Genomic DNA, 17946 nt, shown 5'->3' on the forward strand with positions numbered 1-17946 from the left:
GCCGTTTTTACTATGGGTCGGCGGGTCTCAGTTCATTGGACATTCAATTCCAAAGTGCCATGCTGGTTCAGGTTATGGAAAGCAGAGCAAATGAGGAAAAAGATGAGCAACAATTCAGAACGTTCCCAAGGAAAATGCCCGGTCATGCACGGTGGTACCACCTCCGGCGAGCAAGCCAACATGGCATGGTGGCCGAAAAGTCTCAACCTCGACATTCTCCATCAGCACGACACCAAGACCAATCCGCTGGGGCCCGGTTTCAATTACCGGGAAGAGCTCAAGAAGCTCGACATGGCCGCCCTCAAGCAGGATGTGACTGCCCTGATGACTGACAGCCAGGATTGGTGGCCGGCAGACTGGGGCCACTACGGCGGCCTGATGATCCGCATGGCCTGGCACTCGGCCGGTACCTACCGTATCGCCGACGGCCGTGGTGGTGGCAGTACCGGTAATCAGCGTTTTGCTCCGCTCAACTCCTGGCCTGACAACGCCAACCTGGACAAGGCCCGGCGTCTGCTGTGGCCCATCAAGAAAAAGTACGGCAACAAGATCAGCTGGGCCGATCTGATCATTCTGGCCGGCACCGTGGCTTATGAGTCCATGGGGCTCAAGACGTTCGGCTTCGCCTTTGGCCGCGAGGATATCTGGCACCCCGAGAAAGACATCTATTGGGGCGCGGAGAAGGAGTGGCTGGCACCGAGCAGCAAGCCCGGTGGCCGTTACTCTGGCGAGCGGGATCTGGACAACCCGCTGGCGGCAGTGATGATGGGGCTCATCTACGTCAACCCGGAAGGGGTCGACGGCAATCCGGATCCGTTGAAAACAGCCAAAGACATGCGGGTCACCTTTGCCCGCATGGCGATGGATGACGAAGAGACGGTCGCCCTGACGGCCGGGGGGCACACGGTAGGCAAATGTCACGGCAATGGGGATGCCAGGCTGCTCGGGCCCGAGCCGGAAGGTGCCGCTGTCGAGGATCAGGGGCTGGGCTGGCTCAACAAGACCCAGCGCGGCATTGGCCGCAATGCGGTGACCAGCGGCATTGAAGGTGCCTGGACCACCCACCCCACCCGTTGGGATAACGGCTACTTCTACTTGTTGTTCAACTATGAGTGGGAACTGAAAAAGAGCCCGGCCGGTGCCTGGCAGTGGGAACCCGTCAACATACGGGAGGAGGACAAGCCGGTGGATGTGGAAGATCCCGCCATTCGCCATAACCCCATCATGACAGACGCCGACATGGCGCTGAAGTTCGACCCCGAGTACCGCAAGATCGCCGAGCGTTTCCGCGCTGATCCGGCGGCCTTCTCCGATGCCTTCGCCCGCGCCTGGTTCAAGCTGACCCACAGGGATCTGGGGCCGAAAACCCGCTACGTGGGGCCTTATGTGCCGGCTGAAGAGCTGATCTGGCAAGATCCGGTGCCCACCGGGCGTACCGATTATGACGTGGCTGCGGTGAAGGCCAGGATTGCCGCCAGTGGCCTCTCCATCAGCGATCTGGTCAGTACTGCCTGGGATAGCGCCCGTACTTTCCGGGGCTCGGATCTGCGTGGCGGTGCCAACGGTGCCCGTATCCGGCTGGCCCCGCAGAAGGAGTGGGAAGGCAATGAACCAGCCAGACTGGCGCGGGTACTCAAGGTGCTGGAACCCATCGCCGCCGCCAGCCAGATCAGCGTGGCGGATGTGATAGTGCTGGCGGGTAACCTGGGTGTTGAGCTGGCGGCCAGGGCCGCCGGGGTCGAGGTGACAGTCCCCTTCAAGCCGGGTCGCGGTGATGCGACTCAGGCCCAGACCGATGTGGCGTCATTCGACGTGCTTGAGCCGTTGGCCGACGGTTACCGCAACTGGTTGAAAAAGGACTATGCGGTCACGGCGGAGGAGCTGATGCTGGATCGTACCCAGCTGATGGGGCTGACGGCCCATGAGATGACGGTACTGGTAGGTGGCATGCGAGTGCTCGGAACCAACCATGGCGGCACCCGGCACGGTGTCTTTACCGAGAGGGAAGGGGCCTTGACCAACGACTACTTCGTCAACCTCACCGACATGGCCAACACCTGGCACCCGTCGGGAGAGCGTCTGTATGAAGTGCGCGATCGCAAGAGCGGCAAGCTGAAATGGACGGCGACCCGGATCGATCTGGTGTTCGGCTCCAACTCGGTACTGCGTGCCTACGCCGAGGTCTATGCCCAGGATGACAACAAGGAGAAGTTCGTCTGCGATTTCATCAGTGCCTGGAACAAGGTGATGAATGCGGACCGCTTTGATCTGGTGAGTTAAGGCTGACCCGACGGCCCCGCACACCCGGGTGTGCGGGGTATTTTTTTGTCCTGAACCAAGGCTTGCCAGGGGTTGCGACAAAAATTGGCCAGCACCGGGGTAAGCGCATCCCCTGTCCTTTTGGGCGGGATATCAGGTAACATCTTGATTCATTGATGATGGCTAGCTGCCAAGCCCTTGCTGACAAGGAGTCGCCCATGCTGGAAATGCAGATCCAACCCCGTTTTCAAGAGACAGATGCCCTCGGCCACATCAACAATACGGTGCCGGCGGTCTGGTTCGAGGCGGCGCGGGATCCCCTGTTTCGCATCTTCTCTCCCGAGCTGGATGTGCATAACTGGCACCTGATCATCGCGGGCTATACGGTACAGTTCAAACGGGAGCTGTTTTATGGCCAGCAGGTATCGATCAACACCGGGGTGCGCCGCATCGGCTCCAGCTCCTTCACGCTCTGGCAGGAAGCCTGGCAGGGCGGTGAGCTGGCCGTCACCGGCGAAACGACCCTGATCCATTTTGACTATCAGACCCGCCAATCCCTGCCCTTGAGTGACAAGCACAGGGACGCACTGCGGGCCTGGTTGATAGAAAGTTAACCTTGGCCTTCCGGCCAATCACAGGACACTTAATGCGCAATACCGTGATCGCCCTGAGTCTGGGCTTGGGACTGGGGCTCTGTTCCCTGCCTTCCGTGGCTGCTTCTCTTGCGGAGCAGTTCACCCTGATGGAGCGGGGGGCCGAGAGCGCCCTCGACACTCGCCTGTTCAGCCACGATGGCGTCGACATCAAGGCCTGGATCGATGGCACCCCCGTTATCATAGCCGTGCCCATCATGAACGAGCAGGGCAAGCTGGAAGGGGAGAGCCGTTACTACTTCAAGGGCGGCAAGCTGTTCGGGGTGAAGGAACCAGCGGCACAGTTCGCCTTTGACGACAGCGGCAAGCTGACCCGCTGGCTGGACAACAAGGGCCAACCGGCAGAGTTCGTCAGCAAGATCAGTATGCAGCAGCGCGAGGCCTGGCTCACCAAACGGGCCGCGGAGCTGAGCCAGCTGTTTGCCCAGAGCCCGGCCGAGCAGAAGGCGGCTAAGGGGGGCGTCAAGCTGAAGGGGGCGGACCTCGCCCACTGGCTCTGCAATGGCAAGCTGATGGATCTCGCCAGAGGGGACAAGGTGATCTTCGAGCAGGCGAAGCTGAAGATTGCCAAACAGGGTGTAGAGGGAGAAGTGTCCCTGCGCCAGGATAAGGGGTGGCAGGATCTCTGCCTCAAGTGCGAGGTGCAGGGCACACAAGTGACCCGCCTCACCTGGCAGCCGCTGCCCGGTGCCAACAAGCCGCAATAAGCACGGTTGCAGCATGAAAACAGGGGGCCGTCAGGGCCCCCTTGTTGTTTATGGTTGTTCCCCGAGCCGCAGCCGGGTCAACGCCTCCACCCGCCGCCATTGCTCGGCGGGAAACCAGCGCGCCAGTATCTCCTGCTGCTGCTCGACCCGATCAAGGGTGGGCAAGGGCTTGAGCTCGGCCAGATAGCCCGCCAGCTGTCGCTCGAACCCTTGTTGGCCCTGCTCCAGCTGATGCAGCCGATCCACCGCCTCAGGCCCCAGCCTCTCCAGCAGCACTGTGTCGCGCTCGGCGGGCGCCAGTGGCTCCAGCGCCTGCAGATCGCCGAGCAGGCGGCTGTTTGCTTCGGCCTCCCTGAACCACTGGGGCTGTTCCGCCAGCCAGAGATCGAGCTCACCGGCCAGCATCTTTTTGTCGGCCTCGCTCGTCTCTGCCAGCGCCTTGCGGCGCAGGGTCCACTGCTCCATCAACCTGTCCTCGGCAAACAGCTGCTCCTGCTCTGCCGGGGTGAAGCTCTGCTGGCGCAGCTGCTCGCGCTCGTCAAACAGCACCTGCAGACTGGCGAGGCCTGGATCCGCCGGCACCGTCAGGCTGCCCTCCGCCGCCAGAAAGCTCTGGTAGCGGGCCAGCAGTTCGTCCTCCGCGTTCGTCTCCCCCCGTTCCAGACGCTGGGCCAGCTGGTGGCGCAGGACTCCCTGTTCGGGGGCTGCCGTCAGATCTGGCGGCGGGTCGGGCCAGAACAGAACGGCTCCCAGCAGCAGGGCCGACCCCAGAGACACGGCGATCAGCAGGGATCTTTTCATAGCCCCAGCCCCTGCAAGCGATTGGCGTGCTGGCGATAGAGAGTGACAGGATCGGTTTCAAACAGGTGGTGGATGCCGAACGACTGGTTCACCTCGTCCAGATGGTTCATCCGGTAGCCGGTGCCGATCACCTTGCCGAGATGGCTGCTGCACACCCCGACCAGCCCATCGTTGGGCTCGCTGAAGAAGTTGCCGGTGAGGGCCAGCGCGGGATCCACCGGATCCAGGATGTTGGTCATGTTGCCGCGCCCGCTCCAGGAGAAGTAGTAGACGCCGTTGGCGGCCTGCAGCGGCCCTTCACCGCAATACTGGCCGGGTAGCCCCTCGGGGTAGCGTTGATTGAAGCGTTGGGCACCCGAGCTGGTCAGGGCATCGAGGGCGGCGAGGGGATCCTGCGGCAGCTGGCTGCCGCCGGAGAGCAATGAGATAACGCCGGACAGCGCCGAGGCGGCGGCCACCGCCAGCTTCTCGGCCACCGAGCCAGGCGCCACCCTGGCGCGCACCAGATCGGCGATTTCTGAGCCATAGTTGACCCCTCCCACACTGGTGGCGGAGGCGACCAGCTCGGGGGCGACCGAGGCGACGTAGCGTATGGTGGGGCCGCCGTGGGAGTGGCCGATGAGGTTGACCTTGTCGGCTCCCGTGATGGCGAGCACCTGCTGCACCTGCTTGAGCAGCTGTTCACCGCGCAGCTCCGAGCTCTCGGTGGCGGAGACCTGCGCCACGTAGACCTGGGCGCCGTCCCGGGTCAACGCCTGGGGGATCCCGTAGAAGTAATCGACCCCGAGCAACCTGTCGAAGCCGAACAGCCCGTGCACCAGCACTATGGGGTAACGGGTCTGGGTATAACCTACCGCCTGGCCCAGCATGGGCAGGGCGCACAGCAGCACCAATAGCCATCTTTTCATCGTCATCATCCTTGTGAAAACAGGCTGTCGCTCCGACAGCCACCGGCTTCATGCCAGTGCCAACCAGCATGGCGAATCGGGCGACTTGCATCTGTGCAAGTGATCACTAAACAGACAGATTCAAAAAAGCCTTACCCATATGGGCAGGGTAGTCGGGGGCGCTGGCACAAGTATCCCTTGTGTTCGGCATCCACATAAGTTAAATAATAATTATTATCATTTGAGTGGTCGGGATCATGACGGGAACCTGGGTGAAGGGATGGGTCGGCACGAACGACGCGGACAGCAGCATGGTGCACTGGAAAGTGCAGACCCTGAGTGGCAATCGCCACTTCGATGCCGGCGAGCACGCCAAGGCGCTCTCCTATTACCAGCAGGCGTTGTGGCTGGCGCGCCAGCAGTTTGCCTGCTGGCACGATGCGGACGAGGCGGTGGCCGCACTGGTGGTGGCTCACCACAATCTGGCGGATCTGCTGGTGGCCATGGCGCTGCCGGAGCGCGCCGCCGATCTGCTGTGCCATATCCACGACTGTCTGCTTGCCACCAGCCAGTCCCCCGCCAGCCCCGGCCCCTTGCGGGATGCCGCCCTGCGCCACACCCGCAGCACCCGTACCGAGCTGCTCGCCTTCGTGCGCAAGCACGGTACCCAGGCTGCCATTCAGCGCTGTCTCGGCCAGTGTCTATGTCAGACCGAGCCCGCCCATCAACTCCATTAACCACAATAAAAAGAGGTGATCATGAGCCATACCTTGCCAGCCCTTGCCTACGGCTACGATGCGCTGGAACCCCACATAGACGCGCTGACCATGGAGATCCATCACAGCCGTCACCATCAGACCTACATCACCAATCTCAACGCCGCCCTGGCCGAGCACCCCGAGTTGGCGGCCCTGTCGGTGGATGCGCTGCTTGCCCGCTTCGACAACCTGCCGGTGAAGGTGCAGGGGGCGGTGCGCAATCACGGCGGTGGTCACGCCAACCACAGCCTGTTCTGGCTGGTGATGAGCCCGCAAGGCGGCGGTGAACCGGGCGGCGAGCTGGCCGAGGCGATCAATCGGGAACTGGGCGGACTGGATGCCTTCAGGCAGGCGTTTACCCAGGCTGCGCTGAGCCGGTTTGGCAGCGGCTGGGCCTGGCTGGTGGTGGACAAGGAGGGAAGATTGCGGGTGGAGAGCAGCGCCAACCAGGACAGCCCCCTGATGCAGGGCCATGTACCCATACTGGGGCTGGACGTGTGGGAGCACGCTTATTACCTCAAGTACCAGAACAAGCGGCCCGATTACATAGCCGCCTTCTATCAGGTGATCGACTGGGACGAGGTGGCACGCCGCTATCGTGCCGCGCTGGCATGACCGCCGGCAGGATTGTGCACTCAGCCAAATGAAAGAGACCCGCCTGATTGCGGGTCTCTTGTTTCTCTCTTGTCAGGGCGTCGAAGCGGGGGCGGCGCCACTGGTTGCCGGGCCGGTCGAGAGCGCCGCGCTGGCTGCGGCGGCAGCCTTGGCTGTATCCGCCTCCTTGCTTGCGGTGGCCGCGCTGGTCGACATGGTGGAACTGGCGGTGAGCGCGGCGTCAGTGGCGGTGGCTGCACTGGTCGCCGTGGCCGTGCTGGCGGCAGGCGCAAGCGGCGGCTTGTGGGCTACGGGCGGGATGGGCAGGCAGGGCTGGCTTGCGCCTATGGTGCTCAGGGCCTGACAGGGGGTGGGGCCACCGATGACGATGGGCTCGCCGAGGAACTTGGGCCCCTTGTCCAGCACGTAGAGATCGAGCAGCCCCATCAGGCGAGCGAATACCTCGCGTACCCGGGTCTTGATGCCCTGATAGGCGCTGGGATCCTTGGCGTTGAAGCCGACGGCCTCGATGCCGAAGTGGCGGGCGATGAAGATGGCGCGCTCGTTGTGAAAGGCCTGCGACACCACGGTGAAGTGGGCCTGACCAAACACCTCCTTGGCGCGCACTATGGAGTCCAGGGTACGAAAGCCGGCGTAGTCGCTGTAGATCACCTTGGCCGGAATGCCGGCCTGGATCAGGGCCCGTCGCATCTGGCGTGGCTCGTTGTACTGGACGGTAGCGTTGTCACCGGACACCAGTATGTAGTCCACCTTGCCATTGTTGTAGAGCTCGGCGGCGGCCTTGATCCTGTACTTGAAGTAGTGATTCGAACTGCCGCCAATCAGGTACTTGGAGGTGCCGAGCACCAGTGCGACCCTGTTGTAGGGCACTGCATCGACGTCGTCATAGGTGTAATGACGGGCGTCCGAGACGGTCCACTCGCTGTAGCCCAGCAGCATGGCGGCAGCTACCAGCAACAGGCAAAAGCAGGCGAGGAGGATCTTGGCAAACTTCTTCATGCGCGGTGCAGTTCGGGTCTGAAGTAGGAGGTGACAGAGGGTCATTCTATTACAAGTTGCCGCTGCACGTCAGGCTTGATAACTGCCTATGGCGTCACTCGGGCAGAGGCTGTCGCATCTGGCTGTCTTCTAACCGCTTGATCCCTCACCCATATAAAGTACTCATATAAAAACAGAGGGCAGCCGTGGCTGCCCTCTGCCGCTAACGCCTCACCCTCAGTGGGAGGAGTCGTTGGCCTTGCACTCGTCAGATTCCTTGTTGGCCTCCCACCAGGGCAGCAGATCGTGGCTCAGCCAGCTCTGGTAGGCTTCGCTGTCGCTCGCGATCAACTGATCCAGCTCGGCTTCGAAGGCGCTCATCGCCTGCTGCTGGTCCGGGTTGCGCAGGGCCTGAGCCATGGCAAGCCAGTTGGCACCGCGGCCGGTCTCGTTCAGGAAGCGATGCACCGTATAGGACCAGGAGTAGACCATCTCGCCACCCTTGTCGTAATCCAGGTGGAGTATGTCGGCCAGGCTCGGTCGTTCGGTCGCTGGGCGACCCGCCACATTGTCCATGCCACGGGCGAAGCACTGACCGTGGGCGATGAACTCCGCCAGCCCTTCCGACCACCAGGTGGTGCGATTGAGCGGGTAGTGACCGAAGCTGCCGTACTGGTTGAAGCGGCCATCCAGATAGTGCACGTACTCGTGGCGCAGGTTCCACACCTGGAAGGCGGGGCGCTTCCACTCAGCCTCATAGGCGAAGAAGCGGGCCTGATTGCCGGGGCGAGCCGGATCTCCTTCGATATAGATGCCGCCGTTGTCGGTGGAGACACCACCAAACAGGGCGCCGCCGTAGCGTTTCCAGTCGGCGGAGGAGTTGAAGATCACCAGCTCCAGTGCCTCGTTGTTGTCATCCGCCACCGGCTGCCAGCCGGTTTCCATCTGCTGATGGAACTGCTGCTCCTCGGCGCCCAGCTCGCGGCAGATGCCGTCGGCTTGATCCTGGCTCAGTTCTTGGGCCCGCAGGCGCAGGGTCGGCGAGCAGGTGTGCTCGAACGGCAGCACATCCTCCAGCCGTATCGGGGTGCAGAGACCGGCAAACTCGCCGCTGATGCAGGCTTCGCTGGTGCGGTCCGTGTAGGTCAGATAGTAGGTGGAGAGGGTCAGTGACATGTCTTCCAGCAGATCCTGGCTCTGCTGGCCACCCGGGATCAGGCTGTGATGACGGATGAGGTCGATGACTGAACCATCCAGCAGCTTGCGATAGTTTTCGCTCTCGTCGGGACGGGTATAACGGGCGACCCGATAGAGGCGGGTGTAGGCATCCAGCACGTTGTTGAGCAGGAACAGATCCTTGCCATCCCGTCCTTGCCACAGCGACAGCTCGCTCATGCCGAGGGCATGCAGCTGTTTGCGCAACTCGCCATCCTGCTGGCGGAAATCGGCGGCGAAGGCATCGCTGTAGTCACTGGCGAAGTCGAGGAAGTTGAGCAGATCGAACAGACCCGTTGCCCAGGCATGCTGACCATTGATCTCGCTGGCGTGGCGGGTGCTGTAAGCCAGCATCTGGTTGAACTGGCCGAGCAGGGTACCGAACCGGCTCTGTACCGCCGGGCTCTTGAACTGGCCATGCAGGGCGATACTCCAGGCACCCATGACGGCTCCCACCTCATCGCTGGCCTGCTCCGGATAGAGCAGCGGATGGGCGCCGAGCGCGGTCAGGGCTTCGGCCAGCGCCTCGGCGGCGGCCGGGCCATCTTCCTTGTGCTTGCCGTAGTTGTGATAGTTGTGGGCGCGCACATACTCGAGCAACAGCTTCATGGCCGGATGGGCGGGCTGATTGGCCGCCAGCAGGCTTTGTATACCCCGCGACACGGCCAGCAGCTTGGTGTCATCGTGGCCATAGTTTTCCTGCCAGACGGGAGCGGGCTGGCCGCTGGCGTCCTGCACTATCCTGGCGGCGTCGGCATCCAGCAGATCCGTGCCCGGTTGCTCGGGCTCGGAGCAGGCGCGACCATCGGCGCGGCGGCAATCGAGCTGCTCCTCTTTGCTGGCCAGCACTATGGGGCGATTGAGCACTCGGCTCTCTTGCCACTCGTCGGTCTGTGGCAGTGTCTGCCATTCGTTGCCACCGACCGGGTATTGATAGCCGGTGTCTTTCAGTACTACCTGCACCTCGCTGCCGGCGGGCAGGGTCTGGCGGCAAACCCGATAGCTGATGGTCTTGTCCCCTTCCTGGCGGGTCTGGGGTTCATCGCACTCCTGCTGGGCCCTGGTTTCGTCCAGCTGCCAGCTGTACTGGCGCCAGACGTGGATCTCGCTCACCTGGCTGGCGGCCTGACTGCCTGGCACGGGTTGCAGGCGGAAGAAGATCCGCTCGAGGCGGCCGTCCCGCTCGTTGGGCGTCTCTTCCAGCACGCTCAGTTGCTGCCAGTTTTGTGGCTGATATTGCCAAACCTGCTCGGCGCAGCGACCCTGGGCGTTGAGCTCGCAGCGATCCAGCTCCTGCTCGCTGTGACCCAGTATGATGCGCTCGGCCAGCGGCATACGATCCTGGCGCGGTGCGGTCGGGGTGCCGGTCAATGGCTCCCAGCGGCCCTGCTCCAGGCCGTAACCATAGTCATAGCTGCTGGCCGGGATGGCCTTGCCTGCCGGCACCACCTGCTCGCAGCTGAGGTAACGGATCTGCCAGCCCTGCTCGATCTTGAGCTGCGGCTCGCCGCACTGCTGTTCTGCCTGCGCGGTCAGATTGACATCGCTCCAGTCGAAGCGGCGGTAGACGCGCAGTTGCTGATAGGGGGCATCGTCATTGCGGGCGCTGAGCTCGTAGGTGACTTCGGTGACGCGATCGCTTAGCTGGCGGCTCGATTCACCGCTCAGCCGGTACTGTTGCCAGTCGGCGGGGGAATAATTGGCCAGCGCCGAGGTGGCGAGCAGGCCCGGTGCTGCCAGAAGCAGCAACCTTGTACCCAGATTGTTCATTTTTATCCCTTTGGATGAGAGTCTGCGTGGTTATCGCGGGCAATGTACTCAGTTCCAAAAGGGTATCAACTCACCAATCAGGCCATATAAATCATTTATTTAGCTTGGTTCATAACAAAGTCAGCCCCATTGGGGGCTGTAGTGATAGCAAGGACTCATCTGCCATCTGGGGGGGATCTCAGCATCCAGTCGGTGAAGGCTCGGTTCCAAGTGTGGACGGTACGGCGTGGACCATGGATCCCGTGCCCGCATAGTGCATAGGAATAGGAAAAGCAGGCAGGTGTATGCGATTGAGGGTGCGTGGAGAAAAGGCACAACATAGAGGGCCCCCTGGCGCAGGGGAAAATAACAGTACGGGAGGTCAGTAAGCGGTAGCGCAACGCCGACAAGAGTCCGACAAGATGGAGCAGGGACCTGGGTCCTTCTTGTCTACAGCGCTTGGTCAGCAGGTCGTGGGCAAGCTGACGCACTTGCCCGGAATCGCAAGCGCCTTGGCGCTGCGGCTCGATCCTTGTGAGTTAGAGGTAGCTCACTGTCACTATGGCCATCTTGGTGCTGCCCTCTGACAATTTGTAATTCAGGGTGCTGCTGAGAGTGTTGAGGTTGCCAGCTTGCTGCAGGCTGGCCAAATCCAGGGTCTGGCGTTGAACGCCGGAATAGCAGGTCACGCTGTTGTCGGAAAAATCACACGGCGTTTCGTAGATGGTCCCGGTGAAGGTCACGCTGCCATTCTGAGCCGAGGCTGTGCCGGGCAGCAGTGCGGCGCCAAGCAGCAAGGCGGTGGCGGCAGAGGAGGCGTAACTGAGAATGCTTTTGCGGACGGAACCGGCAGAGGTGTTGGAGGTGTTCATTTTATGTCCTTTTCGTTACATGTTGTTGTACGAAAAGGGCAACGCAATCAAAGAGAATGGCATACAGCTTATGACATCACTCTTCTCAGATGGCAGCTCCGCTGTCTTAGGCATTTAAACCCTTAGACCGGTGGCTTTGCGTCCCGACCTTTCGACCGGTTTGCCCTTTACTCTATGTTTAGATGATAACACCCTACTTTGAGAAATCAATCGGCATAAAAAAGCATGAGATATGGGTCACAGATAGCAGGAATAATGAATGCCTGATTTGGGTATATATTGCTGACCTACTGCGGGAATGGAATTGTTGAGTGTCAACATAATCGTCATAAAACAGCGCGATAGTGCCCCCTCCCATCAATTGAGCCATGTAGGTATTAATGAGAAGGTTATTCATACCAGGTACGTAACAGCGGCCATTTACTGCTCATATGCCATAGGCTGTCATTATGATTACCTGATTACCTGATTACCTGATTACCTGATTACCTGATTACCCAGCTACTTGGTGAAGATGAGAGAGACAATTTGATTGGTCAGAGACGTTTATTTTTATTGGCTGATGTTGTTTTTTTGTTAATTTGGTTTGCAGTGTGAGTTGGTTGTGAAATTCACTATTGTTGGTCGAATGACTTGTATGGTGGTTAATTATTTTTCATTGTTTTGAAATGTCATGTATGTTTGTAAGTCCATGATTTTAAAGTGTTTATAAATGAATTTATAAAAATCAAAATGTATTTGATGTGCATCAAATGTGTCGTTAATTTATCCACCGAGCAAAAGTTGAATTCGGTTTTCTGTGCAGATGACATGGATGTATGCAGTCGTGCAGATGAGAGGTGGCGGGAACTGCCTCTAATACTGTAAACAGCCTTTGCTTGTTTGATATGCACAGATAATTGCACCAGTGGCCATATCTCATTAATGAGGCGTCGGTCTGCTGACAGTTGCTGAGCAATAATATCGCGGCATCATCGAAAATCATGACTCCAGCTTGATCCAGATGATGCCGCACAACAACACACGTTAATGTAGGTATATACGAATGAACGCTAATAAAATCTTGGTTGCTATGGGTGTTGGTTCCATTCTGCTGTGCGGCTCCGCTGTTGCTGCCGGTGGCGCTGGTTCAGGCAAAGTCACTTTCAACGGTGAAATCATCAATGCTCCTTGCTCCGTTGCTCCCGAGTCTGTTGACCAGGTTGTAGAGATGGGCCAGATCAGCACCAAAGAGCTGGTCAGTGGCGGTGAGTCCAACTCCAAGCCGTTCAGCATCAAGCTGCTGAACTGCGAAATCTCCGACAAGGAAGATGCCGTCAAGGTGACCTTCAGTGGTGCCAAAGATCCGGTAGATTCCAGCCTGCTGCTGATCGGTGGTGGTCAAGCTGCCGGCGCTGGCATCAAGATGACTGCTCCAGGTACTGGCGCAGATATCGTACTGGGTGAACCCACTGCTGCGTTTGGTCTGGTAAACGGTGACAACGAGCTGCCCTTCAGCGCCGTGCTGAAAGGTTATGCCGATCAGACTGCCAACCCGCTGAAAGCCGGTGCTTTCACTGCAGTGACCAACTTTACTCTCTCCTACGAGTAATTGGCTGCCTTAACGTGTGACAAGGGTTGTGGTGGTGCAAGCCACCACAACCTCACACATTCTGTTTCCTCGTATCGAACCTTGATCATGAAAACTTCAATGATGGTGCCGGTAGTGCTGCAGATGGTGATGATGGCGGGGCCTGTTCTTGCCAATGAGATAACGGATGGCCTGGCTGAATCTGGGTGTACTCTGGATGTTTTACACAGTATCCCTCAGCAAGCCCAACACCAGGGCACGCTGAAAATCAGCGGGTGTCAGGCTGAAGGCACATCACTGCCTTTTATTGCCATGTCCGTGCGCAGTGCCATGAACGATGAATTGAGCATCATCAGCAATGGCCAATATTACAAGGTATCCGGCGAACGCTTTATTGTCTCGGATATTGTCAACAGCGATCTGGAATTCAATTTGAAAATAAATGGCAACCAGCTGTTTATTTCAGATAGAACGGCGCTGTTTGAACTCGATTATATGTAAGCAAGTTCATTGCTTAGTGTAGATACCTCATTAATGTGAGACCGTTATGCCATCCCTAGAGTAAATTTATGAGCGTTTCAACATCAAACTCTGCAAGAAAAAAACATTATTCAAAGATGGCTTTTATGTTATGCGTGCCCGGCCTGATGGCGGTGGCAAACCACGCATGGGCAGAAACGGAGTTTAATATTGACGCGCTCGATCTGGACGAACGGACCAAGATCGACCTCTCCCAGTTTGCCGATGAAGGCTACATTCTGCCCGGTGACTACTACCTCGAGATCGAGGTCAACAAGAACAAGCTGCCCCTGCAGAAGATCCCTTTCTACGAGACCGATGGCGGCAAGGGCAAAGGCGGGGTTGCCTGTCTGCCGCAAGAGGTGATCCCCAAGCTGGCGCTGACCGATGAGGCCATGGCCAAGATAGATACCTGGCACGATGGCCAGTGTGCCAACCTGCTGGCGCTGGACGGGGTCGTGATCTCGAACGACATCGGCAATGGCCTGCTCAGGATTGCCGTGCCCCAGGCGTGGATGAAATACAGCGACCCCAACTGGATTCCACCTGAGCAGTGGGACGTGGGTATTACCGGTCTGATGCTGGATTACAACATCAACGCCCAGGTCAATGAAGGGAGTGACTACTCCAATAGCAATATCAGCAGCTATGGCACCCTGGGGGCCAACTATGGCGCCTGGCGCCTGCGTGGTGACTATCAGGCCAGCTCTTATTGGGGTGATGATGAGCGGTCGTCAGCCGAGCTGAATCGTATCTATGCCTATCGCCCCTTGACCGACATGGCGGCCAAGCTGACGGTCGGCGAGCAGCAGCTCAACTCCCAGCTGATCGACGGCTTTCGCTACACGGGCGTGAATCTGGCCAATGACGAGCGCATGTTGCCGCCGAGCCTGCAGGGTTATGCGCCCGAGGTGAGCGGCATCGCCAAGACCAATGCCAAGGTCACCATTTCCCAGTCCGGCCGCATCATCTATGAGACCAACGTGCCAGCCGGCCCGTTTCGTATTCAGGGGCTGGACAGCTCGGTGCGCGGTCGTCTCGACGTACGGGTGGAGGAGCAGGATGGCAGCGTCAGCTCGTTCCAGGTAGACACAGCGACCGTCCCCTACCTGACTCGCCCCGGCTACGTCAGATACAATCTGGCCGTCGGTGCTCCCTCCGAGCTGGGGGATTCCGCCCACGACGTGCATGGCCCGGCGTTTGTCACCGGCGATTTCTCCTGGGGGGTGGCGAACTCCTGGTCACTTTACGGTGGCAGCCTGGTCGCTGGCGAATATAACTCCATGGGCCTGGGGATTGGTCGCGACCTTTATGCATTCGGCGCCATCTCTGCCGACCTGACCCAATCCATTTCGAAATTGCCGGGCCTGTCGACCAAGATTGGCCAGTCGGTACGCGTGAACTACGCCAAGCAGTTCGATGAATACAACAGCTCGATCACCTTCGCGGGTTATCGCTTCTCCCAGCATAACTTCATGACCATGTCGCAATTCTTGAGCAACAAGGATCGGCTGGAGAACAACAATACGACCTCGAGCGATGACTACAACACCTGGGGTGACAAGGAGCTATATACCATCACTGCCAACAAGACCTTCTGGGCGGATGATGCGGCCAAAGCTCTGACAATCTATCTGGACTACACCCACAGAACGTACTGGGATCACGAGGCAGAGGATCGCTACGGCCTCTCCATCAACAAGAACGTGAGCATCGGCAGCTTCAAGGATATCTCCGTCTATGTATCAGCCTACAAGACCAAGACCGAGAACTACGAGGATGACAAGAGCGTCATGTTGACCCTGAGCATGCCGATCGGGGACAGGAAGAGCGCGGGATACAGCGTGCAGTCCTCTAATGGCAAGGTAACCCATCTGGCTACCTATCAGGATTACAGTCGGCCGGATGATACCTATCAGCTGGGGGCGGGCGTGCAGAGCAATGGCCACGCCGTGGCGCGTGGCTACTATAACCACAACGGAGATGTAGGTGCCGTCAGCCTCAACGCCTACAGCGTGCAGAGCGAGTACACCTCGGTCGGAGCCAGCCTGCGCGGCGGTCTGACGGCGACCGAGCATGGGGCGGCGCTGCACCAGGCAACCCGACGCGGTGGCACCCGCATGATGGTGGACACCGACAAGACCTCCGGCGTCTCTTTCAACAACGGCCGCGCCGTGACCAACCGTTTTGGCGTCGCTGTGATCAGTGACATGACCGACTATCGCAAGAGCGACACCCGGATAGACGTGGATCAGCTGGGCGATGACATAGATGCCATGAATGCCATCAAGCAGGGGACCCTGACCGAGGGTGCAATTGGATATAATGCCTTCGAAATGGCCGAAGGGTTCAAGTTGCTGGCCAATGTCAAACTGCCCGATGGCTCAGTTCCGCCGTTTGGCGCCACAGTCGTCAAGGATTCCGGTCGGGTGCTCTCGGTGGTGGATGAGGATGGCCTGGTCTATCTGACCGGGGTGAAACCGAATGAAGCGTTTGAACTGTCCTGGGGCGGGGCTCGCCAGTGCAAGATAGTGGCGCCGCAACAAGTAACCGATCTGTCGATGAAGACTCTCACTTGCAAGTAATGGGATACCGATGAAAAAGCTGCTCTCTTATACCTGTCTGGCCGTGCTGGGCATGACCTCGCTCAACGTCAGTGCTGCCATAGTGCTGGATCGTACCCGTGTTGTGTATCCCGGCGGTGCCAAATCCATCAGCCTCAACATCAAGAACGAGAACCAGAAGCTGCCCTACCTGGCGCAGGCCTGGATTGAAGACACCCAGGGCCAGAAGATATCTTCTCCCTTCGTGATATTGCCGCCGGTACAACGGGTGGATGCCAATCAGAAGTCGATCGTCAGGATCGCCAGCGTGCCCGCCATTGATGCGCTGCCCAAGGATCGTGAATCCATCTACTACTTCAACCTGCGCGAGATCCCGCCCAAGAGCGAGAAGAGCAACGTGATGCAGATTGCCGTGCAGTCCAAGATCAAGTTGTTCTACCGCCCCGAGGCCATCATCCCGGAGCGCGGCGCCGTCTGGCAGGATCAGGTGTTGATCACCAAGCAGGGCACGACCCTGAAGGTCAACAACCCGACCCCTTACTACATCACCTACGTGGGCCTCGGCCATCCGCAGGGCAAGGAGCGGACCACCATCAAGGGTTTCTCCGCCTTTATGGTTGAACCCAAGTCAGAGCAGACGGTCACCATCCCGGAAGCGTTGGGCAACCAATTTGTGATCAGCTACGTCAATGACTACGGCGGATATATGGATATCAAATACCAGTGCGCAGGCAATGCCTGTAAAGCCATCAAGAGCGAGTAAGGCCTATGCTACGTTCCATCTTCTGTTCAAGCCTTATGCTGTTTGCAGGAACGGTATTGGCAAATGGCTATGTGACGCCCAACCCAACCCATGATTACTATATATCGTTGGACAAGGCTGATATTCAAAACAAACCTGGTTTTACTACCAAGGCATTTGAGTGGAACTTGGGTGGGCAATATTCAGGTATCGTTACCTGCCCGGATAGAAGCATTCCACAATCACCTGTGTACTATAAGTCAACTATGACGGATGGCTTGCCTCAAGCTGGTGATGGTTTTGTAAAACTAAATGACTTTCTGGATATGAAGGTCGAAATTTGGATAGCCGGTTGGAAGAAAAAATTTGTTACAGCCCCATTTCCGAATGAAAGTAACGATTACCCAAATTACTCTTGTACTAAGGGGAAAGAGACAAGAATAAGTAATTTCGAAAGTGGTAGCCGCGGGCGAGTAACCTTCCGTGTAAGAAAACAAATAATTAACGGCGTACAAATATCAGATCGTCAAGTGGTAGAGATGTATGGCCGCTTAGGGTCTACCACTACAGATTTCAATAATTTGCCAATGTCTCGAATTACGATTACATCTGCAATTTTATATGTGCCAGAAGAGTGCGTGATTAATGGTGGGCAGACTATTGAAGTAGAGTTTGGTGATTTGCCGGGCTCGGGATTGGATGGGAATAATTTTGAAAAGACGGTCCCTCTGACATTTCAATGCCGTGGTGGTGTTTTCGAAGGGGATGCCTTGAAGATCAATCTTGGTATTTCTGGAAAACCGACCTCTTTCAGTCAAGACTATCTGCGGACAACCCGGGATGGCTATCAAGGTGGAAATGTCATTTCCGATTTGGGGATCAAGTTCAAGCAGTTGGATGGTTCTCAGCTGCATTTGAATACGTTTTATCCGGTTTCCATGCAGGGAAATATTGGTGACTGGGGCTTTATTGCCGCGCCGGTAACACTAGCAGGTGCGGATATCCCAGCAGGTGACTTTTATGCTACTGCTACTATTGTTGCCGAGTTCCAATGAGG

General features: G+C 58.2%; 15 protein-coding genes and 1 riboswitch. Of the genes, 10 read left to right on the forward strand and 5 right to left on the reverse strand.

Going from position 1 to position 17946, the window contains the following annotated elements:
- Positions 1-102: 102 nt before the first annotated feature.
- From katG to BN1128_RS11495, 3 genes are all read left to right on the forward strand, one after another.
- A complete protein-coding gene (katG, locus tag BN1128_RS11485; protein ID WP_042868809.1) occupies positions 103-2280 on the forward strand; it encodes a catalase/peroxidase HPI in 2178 nt (725 codons plus the stop codon).
- 197 nt (positions 2281-2477) lie between these two features.
- Positions 2478-2873, forward strand: coding sequence for an acyl-CoA thioesterase (locus BN1128_RS11490; protein WP_042868811.1), 396 nt, complete (start codon positions 2478-2480; stop codon positions 2871-2873).
- Between the two features lie 32 nt (positions 2874-2905).
- A complete protein-coding gene (locus BN1128_RS11495) occupies positions 2906-3619 on the forward strand; it encodes a hypothetical protein (RefSeq protein ID WP_042868813.1) in 714 nt (237 codons plus the stop codon).
- A gap of 48 nt (positions 3620-3667) precedes the next feature.
- Here BN1128_RS11495 and BN1128_RS11500 read toward each other — a convergent pair whose 3' ends face one another.
- Positions 3668-4420, reverse strand: coding sequence for a lipase secretion chaperone (locus tag BN1128_RS11500; RefSeq protein ID WP_042868815.1), 753 nt, complete (start codon positions 4418-4420; stop codon positions 3668-3670).
- Positions 4417-5328 carry a lipase family alpha/beta hydrolase gene (locus tag BN1128_RS11505; protein WP_042868817.1) on the reverse strand — a complete coding sequence of 304 codons (912 nt, stop codon included), beginning with the start codon at positions 5326-5328 and terminating at the stop codon, positions 4417-4419. The genes BN1128_RS11500 and BN1128_RS11505 overlap by 4 nt, the downstream gene beginning before the upstream one ends.
- Positions 5329-5618: 290 nt before the next feature.
- Between BN1128_RS11505 and BN1128_RS11510 the strand changes: the two genes are divergently transcribed.
- Positions 5619-6044, forward strand: a complete 426-nt coding sequence (locus BN1128_RS11510; protein ID WP_042868819.1) for a hypothetical protein — start codon at positions 5619-5621, stop codon at positions 6042-6044.
- A gap of 21 nt (positions 6045-6065) precedes the next feature.
- Complete coding sequence (locus tag BN1128_RS11515) at positions 6066-6680, forward strand: superoxide dismutase (RefSeq protein WP_042868821.1); 615 nt, start codon at positions 6066-6068, stop codon at positions 6678-6680.
- A 72-nt stretch (positions 6681-6752) separates the two neighbouring features.
- Here BN1128_RS11515 and BN1128_RS11520 read toward each other — a convergent pair whose 3' ends face one another.
- The 3 genes from BN1128_RS11520 to BN1128_RS11530 form a co-directional block, all read right to left on the reverse strand.
- A complete protein-coding gene (locus tag BN1128_RS11520) occupies positions 6753-7679 on the reverse strand; it encodes a SanA/YdcF family protein (protein WP_042868823.1) in 927 nt (308 codons plus the stop codon).
- 216 nt (positions 7680-7895) lie between these two features.
- Positions 7896-10643: a collagenase gene (locus BN1128_RS11525; RefSeq protein WP_042868825.1), complete on the reverse strand. Its 2748-nt coding sequence runs from the start codon at positions 10641-10643 to the stop codon at positions 7896-7898.
- Positions 10644-11161: 518 nt separating this feature from the next.
- Positions 11162-11494, reverse strand: coding sequence for a hypothetical protein (locus BN1128_RS11530; RefSeq protein WP_042868828.1), 333 nt, complete (start codon positions 11492-11494; stop codon positions 11162-11164).
- Between the two features lie 88 nt (positions 11495-11582).
- Positions 11583-11669: riboswitch (cyclic di-GMP riboswitch) on the reverse strand.
- 870 nt (positions 11670-12539) lie between these two features.
- Between BN1128_RS11530 and BN1128_RS11535 the strand changes: the two genes are divergently transcribed.
- From BN1128_RS11535 to BN1128_RS24645, 5 genes are all read left to right on the forward strand, one after another.
- Positions 12540-13085, forward strand: a complete 546-nt coding sequence (locus tag BN1128_RS11535) for a fimbrial protein (RefSeq protein ID WP_042868830.1) — start codon at positions 12540-12542, stop codon at positions 13083-13085.
- Positions 13086-13184: 99 nt separating this feature from the next.
- Positions 13185-13565 (forward strand): hypothetical protein, encoded by a 381-nt coding sequence (locus BN1128_RS11540; protein WP_042868832.1) that lies wholly within the window; start codon positions 13185-13187, stop codon positions 13563-13565.
- Between the two features lie 68 nt (positions 13566-13633).
- Positions 13634-16168, forward strand: coding sequence for a fimbria/pilus outer membrane usher protein (locus tag BN1128_RS11545; RefSeq protein ID WP_042868834.1), 2535 nt, complete (start codon positions 13634-13636; stop codon positions 16166-16168).
- Positions 16169-16178: 10 nt separating this feature from the next.
- Entirely contained in the window at positions 16179-16910 is a 732-nt protein-coding gene (locus BN1128_RS11550; RefSeq protein WP_042868836.1) for a fimbrial biogenesis chaperone, read from the forward strand.
- 5 nt (positions 16911-16915) lie between these two features.
- Entirely contained in the window at positions 16916-17944 is a 1029-nt protein-coding gene (locus tag BN1128_RS24645; protein ID WP_082030404.1) for a fimbrial protein, read from the forward strand.
- Positions 17945-17946 lie beyond the last annotated feature (2 nt).

The organism is Aeromonas piscicola (assembly GCF_000820005.1).
Taxonomy (GTDB): Bacteria; Pseudomonadota; Gammaproteobacteria; order Enterobacterales; family Aeromonadaceae; genus Aeromonas; species Aeromonas piscicola.